Consider the following 21,227-nt stretch of genomic DNA (forward strand, 5'->3'; position numbering starts at 1 on the left):
CGCCCGCCACGCGCCGCGCCCGGCCCGCCCGGGCGGCCCACGCCGCCCCGCCGTCCGGGGGGCACGGCGGCCCCGCCTCACCGAACGGCCCCGCCCACTGGCCATGTGCGGCGGCGGCCCTGACACTTAAGCCGTGCGCCCGGCTACAGCAACGGCAGCTGCCGTCACCACCATCCTCGGCGTCGGCGCGGCAGCGGTCGCCGCCGGCCGGTACGCCGGCGACGTCGCCCTCAAGACGCCGTCCGGACGTCCCCTCCCCGCCGACCGCCGACTGACCGTGCATGCCACGGCGGCCGGGCAGGTCACCCTGACCCGCTCCCTCACCTCGCTCCGGCCAGGCACCTACGGCCTGGTGGGCGACGACGTCCACGCCGTCGTGGGGCCGGTGATCGACCAGGCCCACCAGGCCCCCGACACCGTCGTACGGCGACTGGAACGCGTGAACCGCGGCACCCTGCTCCCCGGTGCCAAGGTCCGCGTCACCCCGGAGATCCACAGCGGCGACCCCGCCACCGCCCTCGGCCTCGACTTCCGCGAGGTGGAGATCCCCGGAGAGCTCGGCGGTCTGCCCGCCTGGTTCGTGCCGGCTCCCCGCGAGACCTGGGTCATCGCCGTGCACGGCCTCGGCACCACCCGCGAACACCCGCTGAACGTGACGGGCTTCCTGCACGAGCAGCAACTTCCGGTGCTCGACCTCGCCTACCGCGGCGACCGCGGCGCCCCCCGCTCCCCGGGCGGGCTCACCCATCTCGGCGAGTCCGAGTGGCGGGACCTGGACGCGGCCATCCGCTTCGCCGTGCGCTACGGCGCCGAACAGGTCATCCTGTACGGCTGGTCCACCGGTGCCTCGATGGCCCTGCACGCCTGCGTCAACTCGGCCCTGCGGGACCGGATCTCCGGCCTCGTCCTCGATTCGCCGGTGCTGGACTGGCAAGCCACCCTGCGCGCGCTGGCCGCCGCCCGCGGCGTTCCCGCCGCCCTGCTGCCCCTCGCCGTCCGCGCCGCCCAGGGACAGACCGGGCTGCACGGAGCCCGCCTCCTCGACACGTCGCTGCCCCTGGTCCTCCACGTGCCGACGCTGATCTTCCACGGACCCGACGACACCCTGGCCCCCTGGCGGCCGACCCGGGAGCTCGCGGCCCGCCGCCCCGACCTGATCGCCCTGCACGCCGTGCCCCAGGCTCCGCATGCGGCGATGTGGAACGCCGAGCCGGCCCGCTACGAAGAGACGCTGCGCCGCTTCCTCACGCCCCTGATGTGAGCTGATGTGCCGCTTCGGCCGGTTGGTCCCGGCCGGCGCGGCCGGGCTCCGGCACCGGTGATCCGGGTTCCGTTTGGGCTTTCGGGCCGTCAGAGGCAAGACTGCTCCCCGTGACGTCCCGTACCCCGCGCGACTCCAGGCTGCGACTTGTCCGCCCGCGACCCCTCGCCACCGCTCGCAAGGCCGTGACCACCCGGCGCACCAGGCCGGCGCCGCGCCCGCCCGAGGGCACCCCGCCCCGGTCGGAACTGGCCCGCCAGGCCAGGGCCGCTCTCGCCGACGCCGTACGCATCGCCCGGTGGGCGGCCGACGGCGCGAGCTCCGGCACGCCCCCGCTGGCCGCCCAGGCCCTCGAACGCGCCGCGGCCGCGCTCGAGTTGTCCCCGGCCCAGGTGCGCTCCGGCTGGGACCGGGCCAGGCTCGCCGGCCTGGTGGAGCTGCACGGGGAGACCGCCCGGCCGGGCTGGCGGCTGCGCGCCTGGGACCGCGACGACTCCGCCGTGCTCCGCGGCTGGGTGGCGCTCTTCGACGCGTGGTCGCTCGTGCACCCCGCACCGCAGGACATCGAGTCCACCGCGGTCTCCGAGGCGGTCGAGGCCGTGCCCCAGGTGCTCTCCCTCCTTCAGCTCTCGGCCGGCCCGGTCACGGTGCCCGCACTCCTCGACCTGCTGGGCCAGCGCGTGGCCGAACTCCACGAGGAGCGCTGCGAGGTGCCGTACGGGCCCCAGCCGCTGCCCGCCCCCGCCGCGCCGGCGCCCGCCGCCCACCCCGCCGCACTGGTCGCCCTCCTCCTGGACTGGGCGCTGGAAGGGCTGGCCGCCGTCGGCGCGCTCACCCTCGGCGACGGGACCGCCACCCTGACCCCGCTCGGCAACTGGGCGGTCTGGGTCAAGCTGGAGCAGATCTGCGTCGCCGCGCAGAGCCCGGCCGGGAACATCGAGCAGTCCGCCGCCGACATGCTGCTCGGCTGCGCCCGCCTCACCCCCGGACCGGCCCGCGCCGAATACCGGGCCTGGCTGGCCGCCCGCCCCGTCGGCAGCGCCGTCGCCGAACTCCTGGGCGTGGCCCGGGGCGAGGACGCCCTCCTGCGGGGGCTCGCCTTCGAGGCACTCCGGGTCGTCGGCGCCCCGGCCGAGCCCGAGGTGCGCTCCGTCGTGGCCGACCCGACCCTGCGCCCCTACGCGCTGCTCTGGCTGGCCGAGTACCACGGGGCCGACCCCGAGGACGCCCAGGACGTCCTGAGCCGCGAGGAGGCCACCTGGCTCTGGGTCGACACAGCGGCGGCCGTCGCCGACCACGGAGAGACGGGACTGCTGGTCCGCCACCTCGACTCGGCCGTGCAGGGCACCGTCCCGGCGCTGCTGGACGAGGTACGGGCCGTCGGCCACCCGCGCACCGTCCAGGTCCTGGTGGCCCTGGCCGCCGCGCACCCCGACCCCGCACTCGCCAAAGCGGTCCGCAAGGCGGCGTTCCAGGTCCACACCGGCGGATCCTGAACCGGCGCGGCCCCGCCCCGGCGGCGCGGCGTTCCAGGTCCGCACCGGCGGATCGTGAACCGGTGCGGCCCCGCCCCGGCGGATCCTGAACCGGCGCGGCCCCGCCCCGGCGGCCACCGCCCCGGCCGCGGGGGCGCAGCCGCGGTCCGCCGCCCTCGCGGCCGGGCGCCCGCGCCCCCTCAGCCCGCCGATCCCGGGGCGTACGTCCCGAAGCTCCACACGTTGCCCTCGCCGTCCCGCGCCATGTAGTCACGGGAGCCGTAGTCCTGGTCCGTGGGCGGCATGAGGATCTCCACCCCGTGCTCCACGGCCCGTGCGTGGTGGGCGTCCACCTCGTCGACCACCACGTAGACGCCGGCCGGCCCCGCCCCCCGCATCGCCTGGGCGAAGACGCCCTCGCGGCCCTTGGAGCCCAGCATCACCCTGCCGTTCCCGCAGGACAGCTCCGCGTGCATCACGGCTCCGTCCTCGCCCTCGTACACCGCCTCCTCGGTGAAGCCGAGGCCCTCGGTCAGCGTCTTGATCGCGGCCTTCGCGTCGTCGTACAGAATCGTCGGATAGACGGTGGGAACGCCTGCCTTCGTGTCCGCCATCGCTCTCATTCCCTTCTCGCGCCGCCGGGCCACCGCGGTCCGGATGTCATGTGATCTGTGTCTCAGTCTTCCACCGGGCACGGACAACGCCCTGCGCGACGCCCGGCCCGTGCCCCCGCGCGTCAGCGGAAGGTGTCGCAGTCGGCCATGTCGCCGCTGCGGAAACCGGTGGTGAACCACTGCTGGCGCTGCGCGGCCGAACCGTGCGTCCAGGACTCGGGGGTCACCCGGCCCTGGAACCTCTCCTGGATCCGGTCGTCCCCGACCGACGCGGCGGCGTCGAGCCCGTCCCGGATGTCCGCCCGGGTGAGTTCGGTGATCAGCGGCCGGCCGGTCGACTCGTCGGGTGTGGTCGTCGCGTGGTGCGCCCAGATCCCCGCGTAGCAGTCCGCCTGGAGCTCCACCTTCACCGCGTTGCTGTTCTCGCCGGTCCGCCCGTCCTGCGAGCGGGCCAGCGTCCCCATCTGGTTCTGCACGTGGTGTCCGTACTCGTGCGCGACGACGTACGCCTCGGCGAACGGCCCGCCGCTCGACCCGAACTTGGTGCGCAACTCGTCGAAGAAGCCCAGGTCGAGGTAGACCTGCCGGTCGCCGGGGCAGTAGAAGGGGCCGACGGCCGAGGTCGCCGACCCGCAGGCCGTGCCGACCCGGTCGGTGAACAGGACCGTGCGGGCGCTGCCGTACGTGGCGTCACGCCGCCGGAACTCCTGGCCCCAGTAGTCCTGCACGCTGTTGACCACCGCGACCGTCCGGCAGTCGTCCCTGGTGTTGGCGTCCCGGCCGGTCCGGCAGTCCTGGTCGACCTGCGCCGCCGACGAGGCGGTCGCGGTCGTGCCCGAGTCGCCGGAGGAGAGGCCGAGCTGATCCGGGCCGACCCCGAAGAGCAGACCCAGGATCAGTGCGATGACCCCGGCGATCCCACCGCCCACGGTGGCCCTGCCGCCCGGGATGCGGCTGCCGCGCGCGTCCCTGACCTCGGACGTGTCCAGGCCGGCGTCGTCGTCGAACTGCATGGCACCACCCTTCGCTCCACTCGGCTGCCACACAGCCGTGCGCCGAGTATCGGATAATTCACACCGCAATGCCCGGTTCTGCTCACGCGGGGGAGTGGGCCGGGCGCGCTCGGCGAGCGTTTCGGCAACTGGGGTGGGAGCAGGCGGAAAAGCGGTTGGACACCGCCAGTAGACTGGTCCTCATGGCAACTCTCCTTGTGCGTGTGCGTGAGTAACGGCGTCGAGTCGTGAATCGCTAGCCGTTCCTCCGCCGTCCAAACCGCTCTGGAGTTTTTCCCTTGATCACCGCTTCCGGCATCGAGCTGCGCGCCGGCGCCCGCATGCTCATCGAATCCGCCTCGTTCCGTATCGCCAAGGGCGACCGCATCGGCCTCGTCGGCCGCAACGGAGCGGGCAAGACCACCCTCACCAAGTGCCTCGCGGGCGAGGGCACCCCGGCGGCCGGCACCATCACCCGCTCCGGCGAGGTGGGCTACCTCCCGCAGGACCCGCGCACCGGCGACCTCGACGTGCTCGCCCGGGACCGCATCCTGTCCGCCCGCGGCCTCGACGAGATCCTGCGCAAGATGCGGGAGAACGAGGACCGGATGGCGAACGGCAAGGGCGCCACCCGCGAGAAGGCGATGAAGAAGTACGAGCGCCTGGAGACGGAGTTCCTCACCAAGGGCGGCTACGCGGCCGAGGCCGAGGCGGCCACCATCGCCGCGGCCCTCAGCCTCCCCGACCGGGTGCTCGCACAGCCTCTCCACACGCTCTCCGGCGGTCAGCGCCGCCGCGTCGAGCTGGCCCGGATCCTCTTCTCGGACGCCGACACCCTGCTCCTCGACGAGCCCACGAACCACCTCGACGCGGACTCGATCGTGTGGCTGCGCGACTACCTCAAGAGCTACCGCGGCGGCTTCATCGTGATCTCCCACGACGTCGAGCTCGTCGAGACGGTCGTCAACAAGGTCTTCTACCTCGACGCCAACCGCTCGCAGATCGACGTCTACAACATGGGCTGGAAGCTCTACCAGCAGCAGCGCGAGGCGGACGAGAAGCGCCGCAAGCGCGAGCGGCAGAACGCGGAGAAGAAGGCCGCGACGCTCAACGCCCAAGCCGACAAGATGCGCGCCAAGGCCACCAAGACCGTGGCCGCGCAGAACATGGCCAAGCGTGCCGACCGGCTGCTCTCCGGCCTGGAGGCCGTCCGCGTCTCCGACAAGGTCGCCAAGCTGCGCTTCCCGGACCCCTCGCCGTGCGGCAAGACCCCGCTGATGGCCGAGGGCCTCTCCAAGTCCTACGGGTCGCTGGAGATCTTCACCGACGTCGACCTCGCGATCGACAAGGGCTCCCGGGTCGTCATCCTCGGCCTCAACGGCGCGGGCAAGACCACCCTGCTCCGGCTCCTCGGCGGCGCGGAGAAGCCCGACACCGGTGAGGTCATCGAGGGGCACGGACTCAAGCTCGGCTACTACGCCCAGGAGCACGAGACCCTCGACCCGAACCGCACCGTCCTGGAGAACATGCGTTCCGCGGCGCCGGACCTCGATCTGGTCGCCGTCCGCAAGACGCTCGGATCGTTCCTCTTCTCCGGGGACGACGTGGACAAGCCCGCCGGTGTGCTCTCCGGCGGTGAGAAGACCCGGCTCGCCCTCGCGACACTGGTGGTCTCCTCCGCCAACGTGCTCCTGCTCGACGAGCCCACCAACAACCTCGACCCGGCCAGCCGCGAGGAGATCCTCGGCGCGCTGCGTACGTACAAGGGCGCCGTCGTCCTCGTCACGCACGACGAGGGTGCGGTCGAGGCGCTCCAGCCCGAGCGGATCATCCTTCTGCCCGACGGCGTCGAGGACCTGTGGGGTGCGGACTACCGGGACCTGGTCTCGCTGGCCTGACCCGGCCCGCCCGCCGCCCGGCCGCTCACGGGGTTCCCGCCGCCCGCGAGAGCCCCGTCCCGGCCGTCGCGGCCCGCTGATCCACTCGCACTGGATCATTCGGCCTACGCGTGATCCATCATCTGTGTGAGGACGTCTCGTACCTCGGCGCGGCACCCGGCAGTTACCTGCCGGGTGCACGCATGAGGGCCCCCGGCCCCTCTACGGCCCTGACCTGGCCGTTCCTCCGGCGCTGGTTCCCTCACGCGCCCGCAGCCCTGCGGAATGAGTGATTCCGGTCGTGTCGGTGTCCTTCCGGGGTGCGGATCCGCTTGCACGGACCTTGCCGAATGGGTGGCCAGGACGGCCGCGAGGGGTGATCATGAGAGTCCAGAGCGCACTTCCCACGAGGAGGCACGGGTGGCCGAGACTCTGAAGAAGGGCAGCCGGGTAACCGGCGCCGCGCGCGACAAGCTCGCGGCAGACCTGAAGAAGAAGTACGACTCCGGTGCGAGTATCCGGGCGTTGGCCGAGGAAACCGGCCGCTCCTACGGATTCGTCCACCGGATGCTCAGCGAGTCCGGCGTGACGCTGCGGGGACGCGGCGGCGCGACACGGGGCAAGAAGGCCGCAGCGGCCTGACGGCCGTCCGCGGATCGGGGCGGGTCGCGTGACCTGTCCCGGGGCTCACCGGTTCGGCGGTGGCCACCCGGTCGATCGTGCGGTCGATCGGGTGGTTACTGTTCAGTCACTTAGCTCGATGTGCTGACTGCACCCGATCCGGAGGCGCTCCATGACCTCGCTCGACACTGTGCTCGACAAGGACGGCGTACGACTCACCGTCGACGACGCGGTTGCCACGGTGACCCTCACCAACCCGGCTAAGCGCAACGCTCAGTCCCCCGCTCTGTGGCGGGCGTTGACAGAGGCCGGACGGGCTCTGCCCGGCAGTGTGCGGGTCGTCGTGCTGCGTGCCGAGGGTGTGTCCTTCTCCGCCGGCCTCGACCGCCAGGCGTTCACCCCCGAGGGCTTCGACGGCGAGCCGTCGTTCCTCGACATGGGGCGTGGCCCGGAGGCCGAACTCGACGCGGTCATCGCCGAGTACCAGGACGCCTTCACCTGGTGGCGCCGCAACGACATCGTGTCGATCGCGGCCGTCCAGGGCCACGCCATCGGCGCGGGCTTCCAGCTCGCCCTCGCGTGCGATCTGCGGATCGTCGCCGAGGACGTGCAGTTCGCCATGCGCGAGACCAGCCTCGGGCTGGTCCCCGACCTCACCGGCACGCACCCCCTGGTGCACCTGGTGGGGTACGCACGCGCGCTCGAAATCTGTGCCACCGGCCGTTTCGTGCACGCCGCGGAAGCCGAGCGCACCGGGCTGGCCAACCTCGTGGTGCCCGCGGCGGAGCTCGAAGAGGCCGCCCGCGATCTGGCCGGCGCCCTGATCGCCGCCCCGCGCGACGCCGTCATCGAGACCAAGGCCCTGCTGAGCGGCGCCGTCTCCCGTACGTACGAGGAGCAGCGGGTCGCCGAGCGAGCCGCGCAGGGCCGCCGACTGCGGGACCTCTCCGGCACCGCCGACTGACACCGCCCCGCCGACTGACCCGCCCCGCCGGCCGACACGCCGACAGGGCCGACTGTCCGACGGGCCACCGCCCGCTGGAGGCCGGCCATCCGACGGGCCACGCCCGCTCGGACGGCCGGCCACCGGCATCCCCGCCGGCGACGACGGGCTGCCGCGCCGGGTCCCGGGTGCACCCGGGACCCGGCGCCACGTCAGCCGCCCGGCGGAACGTACGGCCCGGGCCCGTCCGTCACCGCGGTGACCAGCACCGCCACCGACGGATGCCCGTCCACCGCCCCGCTCACCGCCGCCCGCACCGCGCGGGTCACGTCCAGCGCCCGGTGAGCGCCCTCCGTCGCCAGCTCCACCTGCACGTGGCCGTCGCCCGTGTGCACGGACGCGCCCAGGATCCGGGTCAGCGCCGCGACCCCCGTCACTCCAGCGGCGGCACGGCCCGCCGCGTCCTCCGGTTCCGCCGGGCGGACCTCGGCGGGGGGCGGTTCGGCCTGTTCCGGTTCGGAGTCCAGCAAGGCCGCCACCTGGACGTCCACTTCGTCGACCACCAGCCCGAGCCGCCGCGCGGCAGCCGTCACCAGAGCCGAGCGCAGCGCCGCCGCGGCGGCCGGCAGCGGCTGGTGGGCCGTCGCGGCCACGGTCGCCTCGATGCGCAGCGGGCCCGGCGGCAGACCGCTCGGGGGCGGTGGCACCTGCGGGGCGGGAGCGGTCCCGGCATCGGCCACGGCGATCCGCAGCTCCATGATCACCGGCCCCGGACCCGGCCCCGCCACCGCCCGGCGCAGCACGCCGACCGCCGCCCGTTCCGAGATCCAGGCCCCGTCCGCCGGACCGCCCAGCGGGAGCAGCCGGCCCAGGCCGAGCCGCTGCCGTACCCCGGACGTCCATCCTTGGGCCCTGTGAGAGCCGTCAGCCGTCGTCATTGCTCCAGCCTGCCGCATCCACGGGGCGAGATGGGGCAAGCACGCTTAATCTGGGCGAGGAAGTCCAATCTGCCCCGAAGGGAAGAACGGCGATGACCGACACCCCACAGCGGAACCACAACCTCGACCCGGACTCGACGGGCGGCAGTTCGCTGACCAAGCGCGGCGGAGGAGACCCCGCCACCCGCGGCCGGACGACGATCGCCGACGGTGTGGTCGAGAAGATCGCCGGAATGGCGGCACGCGACGTGTCCGGAGTGCACGCGATGGGCAGCGGGATGTCGCGGACCTTCGGCGCGGTGCGCGACCGTGTCCCCGGCGGTTCCAAGTCCGTCAGCCGCGGCGTGAAGGCGGAGGTCGGCGAGTCCCAGACGGCACTCGACCTGGAGATCGTCGTCGACTACGGCGTGTCGATCCGCGATGTCGCCCGCGATGTGAGGGAGAACGTGGTCGCGGCGGTCGAGCGGATGACGGGCCTCGAAGTCATCGAGGTCAACATCGCGGTGAGCGATGTGAAGCTGCCCGACGAGGAGGACGACGAGGACCAGTCCGAGCCACGTGTCCAGTAGTCCTTCGGTCAAGGGCAGTTGAGGAGCACAGATGAGCATGGCTGTGGTCGGCATGGTAGCCGGCATGGCGCTCGGCTTCGCCGGGTACTTCGGCGGATTCGGGGCCTTTCTGCTGGTGGCCGCACTGGGGGCGATCGGCTTCATCGCCGGTCGCTTCCTCGACGGTGACCTGGAGCCCGGCGACTTCTTCCGGAGTCGCGATCGCGGCGACCGGCGGCGGTGACGGGCGTGCCGGGGGCGGGCGGACGGGTGACCGCCGCGGAGCGCGGGGAGACCCGGATCGCCGACCGGGTCGTCGCGAAGATCGCCGCGCAGGCGGCGAAGGAGGCGGTCGACGAGCCCGCGAAGGACGCCGCCTCGCCGCGGGCCACGGTCACGGTGCACCGTGACACCGCCCGCGTACGGGTGAGCCTGGAGCTCGGATACCCCAGCGACATCGGGCGCCAGTGCGGTGCCGTGCGTCGCCGGGTCGCCGAGCGGGTAGAGGCATTGGCGGGGATGGAAGTGCCCGAAGTGGCCGTACAGGTCGAGCGCCTGCACCCCTCAGGAGCGAGCCTCGCGGCGCAGGGGAGGATTCGATGACCGAGCCCCAGAACCCGGAACGCGACATCGCCGGGCCGGTGGAACACGGGAGCGTGCTCGCACTCGACCAGTCGGCGTCGTCGGCGGCGTACGACCCCGTCCCGGAGAAGGAACGGAGCGGGGGCGGGGCGGGCCGCTTCTGGTCCGCCCGCCGCATCCCCGCGGGCATCACCGCGCTGGTGGTCCTGGGCGGTGCCGCACTGCTGCTCTACGACGTCGCCGCGGTCCGTGCCGACCACCCGGCGATGCAGTGGCGCCGCTCGCTGGCCGACGAACTGGCCGAGCGCCGCCTGGACGACGTCTGGGTGCTGACGGGCGCTTCGGTCGCGGTGGCCCTGGGCCTGTGGCTGCTGGGCCTCGCCCTCACGCCGGGACTGCGTGATCTGCTGCCGATGCGCCGCGAACGCCAGGGCGTGCGGGCGTCCCTCGACCGGACCGCGGCGGCCATGGTCCTGCGCGACCGGGCCGTGGAGGTCTCCGGTGTGCAGTCGGTCCGGGTCCGGATGGGCCGCGGCAGGGTGAAGGCGCGGGCCGTCTCGCACTTCCGTGAACTGGACGACGTACGGGCCGATCTGGACTCCGTGCTCTCCACCGGCATCAGGGAACTCGGGCTGGCCAGGCATCCGAGCGTGTCCGTCCATGTCCGCCGTCCGGCGAAGAAGGGGTGAGCGGCGTGCTCAGGACAGTCAACCGGGTACTGCTGGGTCTGGCCGGACTCGTGCTGATCTGCGTCGGCGGCGGGGTGCTGGCCGCGGCGCTCGATCTCTCCGTACCGTCCTGGTGGCCCTGGTACGGCAAGCGCGACGTACTGCTCAGCGACGCGGACCGGGACCGCTGGCGCTCCGAGGGCTGGTGGTGGCCGGTGGTGATCGCGGTCCTCGCGGTCCTGGTGGTCCTCGCCCTGTGGTGGCTGCTCGCCCAGCTGCGCCGCGCCCGCCTCTCCGAAGTGCTCGTGGACAGCGGCGACGGCGAGGGCGCGCTGCTGCGCGGCCGCGCCCTGGAAGGCGTCCTCGCGCAGGAGGCGGGGGCCCTGGACGGGGTGTCCCGCGCCCATGTCGTCCTGGCCGGCAAGCGCAGTACGCCGCGGGCCAGGATCCGGCTGCTGATGGAGCCGCACGCCGCACCCGGCGAGGCGCTGGGCCGGCTCACCGACGAGGCCCTGGCCCACGCCCGGGACTCGGCCGGCCTGGCGGAGCTGCCTGCCGAGGTGCGGCTCAAGGCGGTCAAGCACCGCGCGGAACGGGTCACCTGACGGGCGGAACGGCCGGCGGGCAGAAGGCGACGCGCCCGGGCCGGGCCGGACGGTCGCCGACCGTCCGGCCCGGCCCGGGCGTTCCACCGTCTCAGAAGCCGCGCCGCGATCCGCCGTCGACCGGGAACATGATGCCGGTCAGATAGGAAGCGGCGGGCGAGAGCAGGAACGCCGCCGTCCGGCCGAACTCCTCCGGGGTGCCGTAGCGGCGCAGCGGGATGGCCGCCTCGTTCGCCGTGCGTGCGGCCTCGGCGTCACCCGACAGCGCGTCCAGTTCGCGTACCCGGTCCGTGTCGATCCGGGCCGGGAGCACGCCCACCACCCGGATGCCCCGCGGGCCGAGCTCGTCGGCCAGCGACTTGGCGAACCCCGCGAGACCGGGCCGCAGCCCGTTGGAGATGGTCAGTCCGGCGATCGGCTCGTGGACGGAGCCGGAGAGCACGAAGCCGATGACACCGCCCTCGCCGAGCACCGTGGCGGCCGCCCGGGCCAGGCGCACCGCACCCAGGAAGACCGACTCGAAGGCCGACTGCCACTGCGCGTCGGTGTTGTCCGCCGCGGTGCCCGGCGCCGGACCGCCCACGCTGATGAGGATGCCGTCGAGGCGGCCGAGCCCTTCCAGCGCGGTCTCCACCAGCCGCTGCGCCGCCGCGGGGTCGGCGTTGTCGGCGGCGAGCCCGACGGCGTCCGGCCCCAGTTCGGTGGCGGCCGCCTCGGCGCGCTTCTCGTCACGGCCGGTGATGATCACCTTCGCGCCGTCGTCCACCAGCGCGCGTGCCGTGGCGTTGCCGAGCCCCCGGGTCGCTCCGGTGACGATGTACACACGGTCCTTCAGTCCAAGATCCATGGCCCTATCCTGCCGCGTCACCCCGGGCCGTGTCCTCGACGGCCTGTGCCTCGGCCAGCGCGACCGCCGTCCCGACCAGTCCGATGTGGCTGAACGCCTGTGGGAAGTTGCCCAGTTGCCGCATGCCCGCGGTGTCGTACTCCTCGGCGAGCAGCCCCACGTCGTTGCGGAGGTCCAGCAGCCGCTCGAAGAGCTCCTTGGCCTCGTCGGCGCGCCCGGTCATCCGCAACGCGTCCGCCAGCCAGAACGAGCAGGCGAGGAACGCGCCCTCACCACCCGGCAGTCCGTCCATCGAGGTGCCGTCGGTGCTGTAGCGGCGCACCAGCCCGTCGCTGCCCAGCTCCTCCCGTACGGCGTCCACCGTCCCGATGACGCGGGGGTCGTCCGGCGGCAGGAAGCCGGTCCGGGCGATCAGCAGCGTCGCGGCGTCCAGGTCCTGTGACCCGTACGACTGGGTGAACGTGTTGCGCACCGGGTCGTACCCCCGCTCGCACACCTCCCGGTGCACCGCGTCCCGCATCGCCCGCCAGCGGTCCGCGTCGCCGGACAGCGAGGGGTCCTCCTCCAGGCTGCGCACCGCACGGTCGGCCGCCACCCAGGCCATCACCTTGGAGTGCACGAAATGGCGGCGCTCCCCCCGGATCTCCCACAGCCCCTCGTCCGGCTCGCGCCACGTGGACTCCAGGAAGCCGAGCAGGCTGAGCTGGAGGCTCCAGGCGTGCGGCTTGTCGTCGAGACCGGCGTCCCGCGCCAGCCGGAGGGAGTCGATGACCTCCCCGTACACATCGAGCTGGCGCTGCCGGACGGCGGCGTTGCCGATCCTGACCGGGGCGGAGTTCTCGTAGCCGCGCAGCCAGGGAAGCTCCGACTCGGGGAGCCGTCGCTCGCCCGCCAGGCCGTACATGATCTGCAGGTCGGCCGGGTCCCCGGCGACCGCACGCAGCAGCCAGTCCCGCCACGCGGCCGCCTCCTGCACATAGCCGGCCGAGAGGAGCGCGCCCAGGGTGAGGGTGGAGTCCCGCAGCCAGCAGAAGCGGTAGTCCCAGTTCCGTACGCCTCCGATCTCCTCCGGCAGCGAGGTGGTGGGGGCCGCCACGATGCCGCCGGTCGGGCCGAAGGTGAGCGCCTTGAGGGTGATCAGCGAACGGATCACCGCTTCCCGGTAGGGGCCCTGGTACTTGCACCGGGCCGACCACTCGGTCCAGTCGGCCAGGGTGTTCTCCAGCGCCTCGTGCGGGTCGACGAGATCGGGGCGGGGCGAGTGCGAGGGGTGCCAGGTCAGGACGAAGGCCACCTGCTCGCCCGCGGAGACGCTGAACGAGGAACAGGTGGAGAACTGCTGGCCCCACGTCTTGACCGGTGGTTCGCTGCGCAGCCAGGCGGAGTCCGGGCCTGCGACCGCCACCCGGTGGCCCTGGGAGCGGCGCATCCACGGCACGATCGAGCCGAAGTCGAAGCGCAGCCGGATCACGGAGGACATGTCGACGGTGCCGCTGATCCCCTCGACGATCCGCATCACGTCGGGTTCCTGGTCCCGCTGGGGCATGAAGTCGATGACCTTGACCGTGCCGGTGCGGGTCTCCCAGAACGTCTCCAGGACGAGGGAGTCGCCCACGTAGGCGCGCCGGGTGCAGGTGTCCGCGCCCTTGGGAGCGATGCGCCAGTGGCCGTTGTCCTCGTCGCCGAGCAGCGCGGCGAAGCAGGCGCCCGAGTCGAAGCGGGGCAGGCAGAGCCAGTCGACAGAACCGTTCCTGCCGACCAGGGCGGCTGTCTGGAGATCGCCGATGAGGGCGTAGTCCTCGATGCGTGGGGTCACGTTCTGGCCTTTTCCCGCGCGGAGCCCTTGCTAAGCAGCCACCGTGTCAGGAGAGGCGGGAGTCACCCGGTGGGCGTCGGCCCGGACGTGCCGTCAGGCCTTCGCCGGCTCGGGCTCCGCCGCATCGGCGGCCTGTTCGGCGGCTGCGGCCGCCGCCACGCGGTCGCGCTTCTCCCGGCGGGCCAGCACCACGAAGCCGGCCGGGACGCCGGCGGCGAACAGCCACCACTGCACGGCGTACGCCATGTGCGGGCCGATGGAGCCCGCGTCGGGGGCCTCGATCAGCTCGGGGGTGCCGCCCTTCGGCTCCGGCCCGGTCTGCTCGATGTAGCCGCCGAGCACCGGGCGGGACAGGAGCTTCGCCTGCTGGGCGCTGTTGATCAGCATCACCTGGCGGTCCGGCAGGTCGGCGAGGTCCTTGATGCCGCTGCTGCCCGTCGTCTCGTCGGCCTTGAGACGTCCGGTGACGGTCACCTCGCCCCTGGGCGCGGCCGGTACGTCGGGGAAGGCGTGCTGGTCGGCGGCGGACGGGACCCAGCCGCGGTTGATCATGACCGTGCCGCCGCCCTTGAGGTCGAACGGGATCAGCACGTGGACGCCGATGCTGCCGTCGGTGGCGGTCCTGCGCCGGACGACGACCTCGTGCTTCTCGTCGTACGTCCCCGTGGCCGTCACCGCACGCCAGTAGTCGGAGCGCGGAACGACATGACCGGGAGAGGTGAGCCCGGCGACGGGAACGGGCTTCGCCTTGAGGTTCCGCGAGATCAGGGCGTTCTGCGCGACCTTGTGCTCATGCCGGTGCAGCTGCCAGAAACCCAGCTCGACCATCGTCGGAATCAGGACGAGGGCGATGAGGGCGAGAATCAGCCACTGCCGGGTCAACAGGAAGCGGTACACCCCATGACGGTACAACTGCGTCATGGGGTGCATTGCGGAGGGGGTGGGGCCCCGGGCGCGGCGCCCGGTGCTCAGACTTTGTCGACGATGCCCACCTTCCCCTCCGCGCGGGCGCAGTGGCCGCCGCAGAACCAGTGGCCGTCGACCTCGACGCCCTGGCCGATGACCTGGACCCGGCAGTGCTCACAGATGGGCGCCATCCGGTGGATGGCGCAGGAGAAGCAGTCGAAGACGTGCACCGCGCCCTGCGCGTGCACCTCGAAGGACATCCCGTAGTCGTTTCCGCATACCTCGCAACGTGCCATGCGCCACAGGGTGGGACGCCGGGGCGGCGACGGGCGAGCGGCGGGCGGGCGAGTCGCCCTCGGTTCACTCCGATGACCGCGTCGGCGACGGCACCTTCGCTGCCGCGGCCACATCCCTCAGCAGATGGGTGAAGGCACTCTCGTCCAGGATCGGGGTGCCGAACGACTTCGCCTTCACCGTCTTCGACGTCGTCGCGTCCGGGTCGTTGGTGACAAGCAGACTCGTCAGCCGGGAGACGCTCGTCGCCACGTGGAGCCCCGCCTCCACGGCCCGGTCCTCCAGGAGTTCGCGGTCGACCGACGTGTCCCCGGAGAACGCCACCCGCATGCCCTGCATGAGAGGTTTGTCCTTCTCGTACCGTCCCGGATTCGGATGCGGGCAGGCCGGGCGCTTGCGCGAGGGGCGCCAGCTGTTCTGCGTCCCGTACGAGGGCTGGTAGCCGATCCGCGGGGTGACGGGCGAGTCCGACCACTCGGTCAGCGGGCGGCACTCGAGGAGCGGCAGCCGCACCCCGTCCCGCGCCGCCGCGTGCAGGCTCGGGCGGAACGCCTCGGCCAGCACGCGGGCGTCGTCCAGCGCGTGGTGCGCGCGCTCCTGCACCACGCCGAAGTGCGCGGCCAGCGACTCCAGCTTGTGGTTGGGCAGCGGCAGCCGCAGCTCCTTGGAGAGCGCGATGGTGCACAGCCGCTGCTGGACCGGGGCGACGACCGCGGCCCGTGCGTACTCCCGGGCCAGCATCGACCAGTCGAAGGCGGCGTTGTGCGCGACGAGCACCCGGTCGGCGAGGCGTTCGGAGAGCTGGGCGGCGACCTCGGGGAAGAGCGGGGCGCCTTCCAGGACGTCGCTCGTCAGTCCGTGGATCCAGACGGGACCGGGATCGCGCTCCGGGTTGACGAGGGTGTACCAGTGGTCCTCGACGTTGCCCTGGGCGTCCAGGCGGTAGACGGCGGCGGAGATGATCCGGTCGTCCCGTGCGAGGCCGGTGGTCTCCACGTCGACGACCGCGTACCCCTGCGGGTAGGCGGTCGGCCACGGTGCTGCGGTCTGGCGGTCGTCGAGCATGGTCACAGAGAATACGGGCCGACACCGACAGTCCCCTATTCGGCCGTCGGCCCGGCCCCGGCCGAACCTCGCGCGCGGGACCGTCCCCGAGGCGGGACCGCACCCCGCGCGGGGTGACCGGCCGCCCCTCCCGCGGGGCCGCCCAGCAGCCCGTCCACCAGCGCCCGCAGGGAAGTGACGAACAGCCGCTCCGGGTCGGCCGGCCGGGCCAGGGCGCGGGCCAGGGCCGGGTCGTCGCCCGGCGAGGAGGCCGACCACAGTTCACCCTCACCGGGCGACTGGACGGGGGACCGCTCCCGGTTGCGCTCGACGAGCAGGAAGCCGACGGTGTGGAACTGCACCGCCCGCACGGCGGCGGCCGCCCGGGCGCCGCGCAGCCCGGCCGCGTGCACCTCGTGGACCAGCGCACGCTGGGCGGGCAGGAACATCCGTTCCGTCAGTCCCCGTTCGTGGACCATGGCGATCAGATGCGGCCGGGCGCGCAGCTCCCGGCGGAGCCCGCGGGCCACGGACACGATCCGGGTGGCCGGGGTGCGGCCGGTGGGGCGCAGGGTGCCCATCTCGCGGACGGTGCGCTCGACGAGGGCGTCCAGCAGCGACTCGCGGTTGCCGATGTGCCAGTAGATCGAGGTGACGGCGGTGCCCAGCTCCGCGGCCAGCTTGCGCATGGTCAGGTGCTGCGGACCGTGCTGCCGCACGAGCCCGGCAGCGGTCGCGAGGACCTCCTCACGCGTCAGCGGCGATCGAGCCACAGCTCCTCCAGACCTCTCGACTCCGTTACACGCACGGCTCTTCACCCTTCACGAGCTCCGGTGTAACTGTGTTACAGAACCCGGCACGGACAACCGAGAAGGGTGGCACCGCATGGCACGTGTACGGTACGGCGCGCGCACCGAGGCCGAGATCGCGGCGGCCCGCGAGGCCCGCTCCCGGCTTCCCGACATCTGGTCCACCGGCGTCACCGCCGTCTGGGAGAGCGACCCGGACGCGGTGGCCGCCGTCCTCCCGCCGCCCCTGAAACCCTCCGCACGCCCGCTCGTCCGGGCCGGTATCAGCAAGGTCGATCTCCCCGGCTACCCCCTCGGCGCGGGCTCCGTCGCCGTCGCCGCCGTCCACGACGGGCACGAGGGCTGGTATCCCCTCGTCATGCCGATGACCCATGAACGGGCCCTGACCGGCGGCCGCGAGGTGTTCGGCGAGCCCAAGAAGCTCGGCGAGGTGCGTGTGGAGCGCGAAGGGCTCGTGGTGCACGCCTCCCTCGCCCGCCACGGCATCGCCTTCGTCGAGGTCCGGGGCGCCGTCACCGAACCGCTGCCGCTGCCCGCACCGGCCACCAAGCTCGACTTCTACTTCAAGTTCCTGCCGTCGGCGGACGGGGAGGGCTTCGACTCCGGCCCCGTTCTGATCCACTGCACCCGCCACGAGAGAGTCCGCAGGCTGGAGCGGATCACCGGCGACGTGGTGCTGCGCGAATCCATGTACGACCCGGTCGCCGACCTTCCCGTACTCCGCGTCCTCGACCTCGCCATCGGCGAGAAGACCAGCGACCAGCGGGGCCGGGCCGTCGAGCGGGTGAGCGCCGACGCGCTCCTGCCGTACATCCACCAGCGCTACGACGATCCGCAGCAGATCCACGACGGCCCGCCGGGAGGGAGCGTCCGATGAGGCTTCAGGAGGGCCAGACCGCCGTCGTCACCGGTGCCGCGAGCGGCATCGGGCTCGCGATGGCGCGGAGGTTCGCGGCCGAGGGGCTGAAGGTCGTCCTCGCCGACGTGGAGGAGGCCGCGCTCGACAAGGCGGCCGGGGAACTGCGCCGCGAGGGTGCGCGGGTGCTCGCCGCGGTCGTCGACGTCGGCGAACGCGACTCCGTCACCGCGCTCGCCGACACCGCGTACGACGCCTTCGGGGCCGTGCACGTGCTGTGCAACAACGCGGGGGTCGGCTCCGGCGCCGAGGGCCGGATGTGGGAGCACGACCCGAACGACTGGAAGTGGGCCTTCGCCGTCAACGTGTGGGGCGTCTTCCACGGCATCCAGGCCTTCCTGCCGCGGATGCTGGAGGGCGGCGCCCCCGGCCACGTCGTCAACACCTCGTCCGGCGACGGCGGGATCGCCCCGCTGCCCACCGCCTCCGTGTACGCCGTCACCAAGTCCGCCGTCGTCACGATGACCGAGTCGCTGTACGCGCACCTGCGGGCGGAGGGCGCCCCGGTCGGCGCCTCGGTCCTCTTCCCCGGCCCGCACATGCTGCGGACCGGACTGTGGGAATCGCACCGCAACCGGCCCGAGCGGTACGCCAAGGAGCGCCCGCGCCGGACCCCGTACCGAAGCCTCGGCCAGTGGGAGAGCGCCATGAGGGCGGCGGGCCACGAGGTGGAGTTCACCCCGGTGGAGGACGTCGCCGCGACCGTCGTGGACGGGATACGCGCCGACCGCTTCTGGATGCTGCCCGACAGCGAGCACAGCGACCGTCAGATCCGCGCCCGGGCGCAGTCGATGCTCGACCGTTCCCATCCGTCGTACCTGGAGAGCTTCGTACTCGACTGAGGAGACAGGACCCCGCGATGACCGACGACCCGTACCTGATCATCTCCTCCGACTGCCACGCCGGACTGCCCACCGAGGAGTACCGGCCCTACCTGGAGCGCCGCTTCCACCCCGCGTTCGACGACTTCCTGGCCGGCCGTGACCGCCGTCGCGAGGAGATGACCCGACTCGGCGTACGCAACGAGGCCTTCGCCGACAAGTGGTTCCACGACAACGAGGAGGGGCTGAGAGGGGGCTGGGACGCCGGACAGCGCCTCAAGGAGCTCGACGGCGACGGCGTGGCCGCCGAGGTCGTCTTCCCCGACGCGGACGCCGTCGACAGCCGCACCGCGGCCCCCTTCGGGGTCGGCCTCGGCCTCTCCGGGGACCAGGACCCCGAGCTGGGCATGGCCGGGGCGCAGGCACACAACCGCTGGCTCGCCGACTTCGTCTCGCAGCACCCCGAACGCCACTGCGGGGTGGCCCTGCTGCCCGTCACCGGCGAGACCGACCGGGTCGTCGCCGAGATCCACCGGGCGAAGGAGTCCGGTCTCGGCGCCCTGATGATCCCCTCCATGTGGGTCGGCAAGGCCCCCTACCACGACCGCCGTTACGACCCCGTGTGGGCGGCCGCCGCCGAGACGGACATGCCGGTCGTCACCCATTCCGGCGCGGCGCCCCGCCACGAGTACGGCGACCACCTCGGCATCTACGTATCCGAAGTCACCTGGTGGCCCTCCCGCCCGCTCTGGTTCCTCCTCTGGTCGGGCGCCTTCGAACGGCACCCCGGGCTCAGGTTCGGCGTCGCGGAGTCCGGCTGCTGGTGGCTGCCGAACCTCCTGTGGTTCATGGACCGGCTCTACCTCGGCGCCCACGGCGGCAAGAAGCTGTCCCCGTTCGCCGAACTCAAGCGCCCCCCGCACGAGTACCTCGACCGGCAGGTGTTCATCTGCGCCACCAACACCAAACGCCGTGAGCTGGCCCAGCGGTACGAGATCGGCGTCGGCAACATCCTGTGGGGCAGCGACTTCCCGCACCCGGAGGGCACCTGGCCCAACACCGCGACGTGGCTGCGCGACACCTTCCACGACATCCCCGTCGCCGAGACCCTCGTGATGCTGGGCCTCGCCGCGGCCGAGGTCTTCGGCTTCGACACGGACAAGCTCTCCCCGCTGGCCGCCCGCATCGGTCCCACCCCCGCCGATCTGGGCCAGAGCACCGACCAGGCAGCGGTCGAGGCGTCCTGGGCCCGCTCCCGCGAGGCCGGCCGGCACTGGCTCACCGACCACGACTTCCCGGTCCTGGGGACGTCATGACCGACCGCGACGTGCCGAAGGGGGACGTCATGACCGACCACGACGGGCTGAGCCAGGGGGCGTCATGACCGACCGCTACACCGTCATCTCCGCCGACTGCCACGCCGGCGCCGACCTCCTCGACTACCGGCCCTACCTGGAGTCGAGGCACCACGACGACTTCGACGCCTGGGCAGCCGCCTACGTCAACCCGTACGAGGACCTGCTCGCCGACACCGCCGACCTCAACTGGAACTCGGACCGCCGCCTCGCCGAACTGGAGGCCGACGGCATCGTCGCGGAAGTCGTCTTCCCCAACACCATCCCGCCCTTCTTCCCCTCCGCCTCCCTGATGGCCCCGGCGCCCTCCCGGCAGGAGTACGAACACCGCTGGGCCGGCCTGCGCGCCCACAACCGCTGGCTCGCCGACTTCTGCGCCGCCGCGCCCGGCCGGCGGGCGGGCGTCGCGCAGATCCTCCTCAACGACCCGGCCGAGGCGGTCCGCGAGATCCGCCGCACCAGGGAAGCCGGCCTCACCGGCGGCATCCTGCTGCCCGGCGCACCCCCGGGCAGCGGCATCCCGGAGCTGTACTCCGAGGTGTACGACCCGCTGTGGGCGGTCTGCGCGGAGCTCGGCGTACCGGTCAACCACCACGGCGGCTCGGCCTCCCCGCCGCTCGGCGAGGAACCGGCGGCCCGCGCCGTCTTCATGGTGGAGACCACGTGGTTCTCGCACCGCGCGCTGTGGCACCTGGTCTTCGGCGGAGCCTTCCGCCGCCACCCGGGGCTGAGACTGGTCCTCACCGAACAGGGGTCGGGCTGGATCCCGGGCGTCGTGGAGATGCTCGACTACTACCACGGGCGGCTCGTCGCGGCGGCCTCCCGGGCGGCGACCGCCGAGTCCAGGTTCGGCGCCGGGCTCGCCGCCTCGATGGGCGCGAGCCCCAGTGAGGTCTGGCGCGACAACTGCTACGTGGGCGCCAGCTTCATGCGCCCGCACGAGGTGCCGCTGCGCGACCGGATCGGCCTCGACAAGATCATGTGGGGCAGTGACTACCCGCACGACGAGGGCACCGCCCCGTACTCCCGGGAAGCCCTGCGGATCGCGTACGCCGGACTGCCGCAGGCCGAGATCGCGGCCATGACCGGTGGGAACGCCGCCCGCGTCTACGGATTCGACCTGCCCGCCCTCGACCGCATCGCGGCGACCGTCGGCCCGACGGTCGAGGAGATCGCCGAACCCCTGAAGGAGGTCCCGGCGGACGCGACGAGCCCCGCCTTCGCACCGGGCGGGTCGGTACGCGTCTGGTGACACGGCAGTCGCCGAACCCGTCGGACCGGCGGGCCGTCTGTGG

Annotated in this window: 23 protein-coding genes; 14 read left to right on the forward strand and 9 right to left on the reverse strand. The window is 72.9% G+C overall.

Features of this window, described 5'->3' with window-relative positions:
* Positions 1 to 133 precede the first annotated feature (133 nt).
* Together E6R60_RS32220 and E6R60_RS32225 are read left to right on the forward strand one after the other, a co-directional pair.
* On the forward strand, positions 134 to 1,261 hold the full coding sequence (locus E6R60_RS32220; protein WP_136330247.1) for an alpha/beta hydrolase: 1,128 nt from the start codon (positions 134 to 136) through the stop codon (positions 1,259 to 1,261).
* Between the two features lie 185 nt (positions 1,262 to 1,446).
* Entirely contained in the window at positions 1,447 to 2,757 is a 1,311-nt protein-coding gene (locus E6R60_RS32225; protein WP_136330306.1) for a hypothetical protein, read from the forward strand.
* Positions 2,758 to 2,936: 179 nt separating this feature from the next.
* Here the strand turns inward: E6R60_RS32225 and E6R60_RS32230 are convergent, their stop codons facing one another.
* Positions 2,937 to 3,350 (reverse strand): VOC family protein, encoded by a 414-nt coding sequence (locus E6R60_RS32230; RefSeq protein WP_136330248.1) that lies wholly within the window; start codon positions 3,348 to 3,350, stop codon positions 2,937 to 2,939.
* A gap of 122 nt (positions 3,351 to 3,472) precedes the next feature.
* Positions 3,473 to 4,363, reverse strand: a complete 891-nt coding sequence (locus E6R60_RS32235; protein WP_136330249.1) for a neutral zinc metallopeptidase — start codon at positions 4,361 to 4,363, stop codon at positions 3,473 to 3,475.
* A 278-nt stretch (positions 4,364 to 4,641) separates the two neighbouring features.
* Between E6R60_RS32235 and E6R60_RS32240 the strand changes: the two genes are divergently transcribed.
* The 3 genes from E6R60_RS32240 (at position 4,642) to E6R60_RS32250 (ending at position 7,804) form a co-directional block, all read left to right on the forward strand.
* Positions 4,642 to 6,240: an ABC-F family ATP-binding cassette domain-containing protein gene (locus E6R60_RS32240; RefSeq protein WP_136330250.1), complete on the forward strand. Its 1,599-nt coding sequence runs from the start codon at positions 4,642 to 4,644 to the stop codon at positions 6,238 to 6,240.
* A gap of 399 nt (positions 6,241 to 6,639) precedes the next feature.
* Positions 6,640 to 6,861: a helix-turn-helix domain-containing protein gene (locus E6R60_RS32245; protein ID WP_007263382.1), complete on the forward strand. Its 222-nt coding sequence runs from the start codon at positions 6,640 to 6,642 to the stop codon at positions 6,859 to 6,861.
* A 151-nt stretch (positions 6,862 to 7,012) separates the two neighbouring features.
* Entirely contained in the window at positions 7,013 to 7,804 is a 792-nt protein-coding gene (locus tag E6R60_RS32250; RefSeq protein ID WP_136330252.1) for an enoyl-CoA hydratase/isomerase family protein, read from the forward strand.
* 191 nt (positions 7,805 to 7,995) lie between these two features.
* Here E6R60_RS32250 and E6R60_RS32255 read toward each other — a convergent pair whose 3' ends face one another.
* Positions 7,996 to 8,721, reverse strand: a complete 726-nt coding sequence (locus E6R60_RS32255; protein ID WP_136330253.1) for a hypothetical protein — start codon at positions 8,719 to 8,721, stop codon at positions 7,996 to 7,998.
* Between the two features lie 92 nt (positions 8,722 to 8,813).
* Between E6R60_RS32255 and E6R60_RS32260 the strand changes: the two genes are divergently transcribed.
* The 5 genes from E6R60_RS32260 to amaP are packed head-to-tail and all read left to right on the forward strand — an operon-like array spanning position 8,814 to position 11,124.
* Positions 8,814 to 9,290, forward strand: coding sequence for an Asp23/Gls24 family envelope stress response protein (locus tag E6R60_RS32260; protein ID WP_136330254.1), 477 nt, complete (start codon positions 8,814 to 8,816; stop codon positions 9,288 to 9,290).
* 31 nt (positions 9,291 to 9,321) lie between these two features.
* Positions 9,322 to 9,513 (forward strand): hypothetical protein, encoded by a 192-nt coding sequence (locus E6R60_RS32265; protein WP_136330255.1) that lies wholly within the window; start codon positions 9,322 to 9,324, stop codon positions 9,511 to 9,513.
* The gene (locus E6R60_RS32270; protein ID WP_136330256.1) at positions 9,510 to 9,872 is read left to right on the forward strand and encodes an Asp23/Gls24 family envelope stress response protein; all 363 of its coding nucleotides are present in this window, start codon (positions 9,510 to 9,512) and stop codon (positions 9,870 to 9,872) included. Before E6R60_RS32265 ends, E6R60_RS32270 begins: the two co-directional genes overlap by 4 nt.
* On the forward strand, positions 9,869 to 10,540 hold the full coding sequence (locus tag E6R60_RS32275; RefSeq protein ID WP_136330257.1) for a DUF6286 domain-containing protein: 672 nt from the start codon (positions 9,869 to 9,871) through the stop codon (positions 10,538 to 10,540). Before E6R60_RS32270 ends, E6R60_RS32275 begins: the two co-directional genes overlap by 4 nt.
* On the forward strand, positions 10,537 to 11,124 hold the full coding sequence (gene amaP / locus E6R60_RS32280) for an alkaline shock response membrane anchor protein AmaP (RefSeq protein ID WP_136330258.1): 588 nt from the start codon (positions 10,537 to 10,539) through the stop codon (positions 11,122 to 11,124). Before E6R60_RS32275 ends, amaP begins: the two co-directional genes overlap by 4 nt.
* 91 nt (positions 11,125 to 11,215) lie before the next feature.
* Here the strand turns inward: amaP and E6R60_RS32285 are convergent, their stop codons facing one another.
* The 6 genes from E6R60_RS32285 to E6R60_RS32310 form a co-directional block, all read right to left on the reverse strand.
* On the reverse strand, positions 11,216 to 11,971 hold the full coding sequence (locus tag E6R60_RS32285; RefSeq protein ID WP_136330259.1) for an SDR family oxidoreductase: 756 nt from the start codon (positions 11,969 to 11,971) through the stop codon (positions 11,216 to 11,218).
* 4 nt (positions 11,972 to 11,975) lie between these two features.
* Entirely contained in the window at positions 11,976 to 13,787 is a 1,812-nt protein-coding gene (locus E6R60_RS32290; protein WP_136330260.1) for a glycoside hydrolase family 15 protein, read from the reverse strand.
* 93 nt (positions 13,788 to 13,880) lie between these two features.
* The gene (locus tag E6R60_RS32295) at positions 13,881 to 14,684 is read right to left on the reverse strand and encodes an SURF1 family protein (protein WP_136330307.1); all 804 of its coding nucleotides are present in this window, start codon (positions 14,682 to 14,684) and stop codon (positions 13,881 to 13,883) included.
* A 71-nt stretch (positions 14,685 to 14,755) separates the two neighbouring features.
* The gene (locus tag E6R60_RS32300; protein WP_136330261.1) at positions 14,756 to 14,989 is read right to left on the reverse strand and encodes a hypothetical protein; all 234 of its coding nucleotides are present in this window, start codon (positions 14,987 to 14,989) and stop codon (positions 14,756 to 14,758) included.
* A gap of 64 nt (positions 14,990 to 15,053) precedes the next feature.
* Positions 15,054 to 16,058: a DEDDh family exonuclease gene (locus tag E6R60_RS32305; RefSeq protein WP_136330262.1), complete on the reverse strand. Its 1,005-nt coding sequence runs from the start codon at positions 16,056 to 16,058 to the stop codon at positions 15,054 to 15,056.
* A gap of 29 nt (positions 16,059 to 16,087) precedes the next feature.
* Positions 16,088 to 16,804, reverse strand: a complete 717-nt coding sequence (locus E6R60_RS32310) for a TetR family transcriptional regulator (protein ID WP_136330263.1) — start codon at positions 16,802 to 16,804, stop codon at positions 16,088 to 16,090.
* A 112-nt stretch (positions 16,805 to 16,916) separates the two neighbouring features.
* Between E6R60_RS32310 and E6R60_RS32315 the strand changes: the two genes are divergently transcribed.
* The 4 genes from E6R60_RS32315 to E6R60_RS32330 all read left to right on the forward strand — a co-directional run bounded on the left by E6R60_RS32315 (position 16,917) and on the right by E6R60_RS32330 (position 21,184).
* Positions 16,917 to 17,717 carry an acetoacetate decarboxylase family protein gene (locus tag E6R60_RS32315; protein ID WP_136330264.1) on the forward strand — a complete coding sequence of 267 codons (801 nt, stop codon included), beginning with the start codon at positions 16,917 to 16,919 and terminating at the stop codon, positions 17,715 to 17,717.
* Positions 17,714 to 18,598 (forward strand): SDR family NAD(P)-dependent oxidoreductase, encoded by an 885-nt coding sequence (locus tag E6R60_RS32320; protein WP_136330265.1) that lies wholly within the window; start codon positions 17,714 to 17,716, stop codon positions 18,596 to 18,598. The genes E6R60_RS32315 and E6R60_RS32320 overlap by 4 nt, the downstream gene beginning before the upstream one ends.
* Positions 18,599 to 18,615: 17 nt before the next feature.
* Positions 18,616 to 19,893, forward strand: a complete 1,278-nt coding sequence (locus E6R60_RS32325; protein ID WP_136330266.1) for an amidohydrolase family protein — start codon at positions 18,616 to 18,618, stop codon at positions 19,891 to 19,893.
* A 64-nt stretch (positions 19,894 to 19,957) separates the two neighbouring features.
* Positions 19,958 to 21,184 carry an amidohydrolase family protein gene (locus E6R60_RS32330; protein ID WP_136330267.1) on the forward strand — a complete coding sequence of 409 codons (1,227 nt, stop codon included), beginning with the start codon at positions 19,958 to 19,960 and terminating at the stop codon, positions 21,182 to 21,184.
* Positions 21,185 to 21,227: the final 43 nt, after the last annotated feature.

It is taken from the genome of Streptomyces sp. A0642 (assembly GCF_004795105.1).
In the GTDB taxonomy this organism is placed as follows: Bacteria; Actinomycetota; Actinomycetes; order Streptomycetales; family Streptomycetaceae; genus Streptomyces.

Bases quoted from the DNA above. Each gene is read 5' to 3' on its own strand.
- E6R60_RS32300 (WP_136330261.1), bottom strand. From the start codon at position 14,989: ATGGCACGTTGCGAGGTATGCGGAAACGACTACGGGATGTCCTTCGAG.
- E6R60_RS32230 (WP_136330248.1), bottom strand. From the start codon at position 3,350: ATGGCGGACACGAAGGCAGGCGTTCCCACCGTCTATCCGACGATTCTG.
- E6R60_RS32260 (WP_136330254.1), top strand. From the start codon at position 8,814: ATGACCGACACCCCACAGCGGAACCACAACCTCGACCCGGACTCGACG.
- E6R60_RS32315 (WP_136330264.1), top strand. From the start codon at position 16,917: ATGGCACGTGTACGGTACGGCGCGCGCACCGAGGCCGAGATCGCGGCG.
- E6R60_RS32275 (WP_136330257.1), top strand. From the start codon at position 9,869: ATGACCGAGCCCCAGAACCCGGAACGCGACATCGCCGGGCCGGTGGAA.
- E6R60_RS32265 (WP_136330255.1), top strand. From the start codon at position 9,322: ATGAGCATGGCTGTGGTCGGCATGGTAGCCGGCATGGCGCTCGGCTTC.
- E6R60_RS32235 (WP_136330249.1), bottom strand. From the start codon at position 4,363: ATGCAGTTCGACGACGACGCCGGCCTGGACACGTCCGAGGTCAGGGAC.
- E6R60_RS32325 (WP_136330266.1), top strand. From the start codon at position 18,616: ATGACCGACGACCCGTACCTGATCATCTCCTCCGACTGCCACGCCGGA.
- E6R60_RS32330 (WP_136330267.1), top strand. From the start codon at position 19,958: ATGACCGACCGCTACACCGTCATCTCCGCCGACTGCCACGCCGGCGCC.
- E6R60_RS32255 (WP_136330253.1), bottom strand. From the start codon at position 8,721: ATGACGACGGCTGACGGCTCTCACAGGGCCCAAGGATGGACGTCCGGG.
- E6R60_RS32320 (WP_136330265.1), top strand. From the start codon at position 17,714: ATGAGGCTTCAGGAGGGCCAGACCGCCGTCGTCACCGGTGCCGCGAGC.
- E6R60_RS32285 (WP_136330259.1), bottom strand. From the start codon at position 11,971: ATGGATCTTGGACTGAAGGACCGTGTGTACATCGTCACCGGAGCGACC.
- E6R60_RS32250 (WP_136330252.1), top strand. From the start codon at position 7,013: ATGACCTCGCTCGACACTGTGCTCGACAAGGACGGCGTACGACTCACC.